An 831-nucleotide genomic window follows, 5' to 3' on the forward strand; every position below is an offset into this window, starting at 1 on the left:
AGCGAGGCGTGCGTGGGGCGGGCGTGGTCACGCGCTGCCCCGGGGCGCCGCGGCCTTGAGCACCTGGCGCACGCGCTTCTCCAGCTCCTCGGGCGTGAAGGGCTTGCCCAGGTAGCCGTTGGCGCCGGCCTCTTCCGCGTAGGCCTTGTCCTCCGGCAGGTTGCGCGCGGACACCATCAACACCGGCACGTGCGCGATGGCGGGCGTGCGGCGGATGTGCTCGCAGACGTCGTAGCCGGACACGTCCGGCAACGTCAGGTCCAGGCACACGAGGTCCGGCTTGAGCTCGCCGCTCGCCAGGTACTCCATGGCGGCCTTGCCGTTGGGCTGCTCCACCACGTTCTTCACGCCCATCTGCTGGAGCATGTCACGCAGCATGACGCGGAACATCGGAGAGTCCTCCACGAGGAGGACGGTGAGCTGTTGGAGCTCCATCACGTCTGACGCCTTTCCTTCCCTCACCCGAACCCGTACCTGGGAACGAGGACGAGCACGCCATATGCGTACGCCATGTTGAAGAGGGCCACCCACAGGATGGCCTTCTTCATCCCCCGCCACGGATGCGCATCGCGCGCGGCCGCTCCGGGCAGCGCGATGGTGGCAACGAGGACGGACAGGAGGATGAGCTTCGCCATGGCGGGAGGCTCAGAGGATACCCGTTTTCTGGACCGTCAGTCCCAGCGTCGCGGACCACACCGTGCGGGCCGCCTCCACGTCGGGCGAGCGAGTCCAGGCCGCGCGGGTGTCCGCCTCCAGGGTCACCCATCGGTTCAGCGTCCAACCCGCGCCCACACCGCCCACCACCTGCCGGTCCCCCACGGCCCCGCCTAC

At 69.2% G+C, this 831-nt stretch carries 2 protein-coding genes and 1 pseudogene; all 3 read right to left on the reverse strand.

All coding sequences use genetic code 11. The annotated features are described in order from the left end of the window. Positions 1–27: 27 nt before the first annotated feature. Complete coding sequence (gene epsW / locus D7Y21_RS41300) at positions 28–435, reverse strand: exopolysaccharide biosynthesis response regulator EpsW (RefSeq protein ID WP_120564615.1); 408 nt, start codon at positions 433–435, stop codon at positions 28–30. 23 nt (positions 436–458) lie between these two features. Then, positions 459–635 (reverse strand): hypothetical protein, encoded by a 177-nt coding sequence (locus D7Y21_RS42485; protein ID WP_014400807.1) that lies wholly within the window; start codon positions 633–635, stop codon positions 459–461. 10 nt (positions 636–645) lie between these two features. Continuing rightward, a pseudogene (locus tag D7Y21_RS41305) lies at positions 646–831 on the reverse strand (hypothetical protein); the annotation flags it as partial.

The sequence above is a fragment of the Corallococcus sp. AB045 genome (genome assembly GCF_003668895.1).
Lineage (GTDB): Bacteria > Myxococcota > Myxococcia > Myxococcales > Myxococcaceae > Corallococcus > Corallococcus coralloides.

What these genes read in the sequence shown, in the direction of transcription:
- epsW (WP_120564615.1), bottom strand. Translation starts at nt 435, where the DNA reads ATGGAGCTCCAACAGCTCACCGTCCTCCTCGTGGAGGACTCTCCGATG.
- D7Y21_RS42485 (WP_014400807.1), bottom strand. Translation starts at nt 635, where the DNA reads ATGGCGAAGCTCATCCTCCTGTCCGTCCTCGTTGCCACCATCGCGCTG.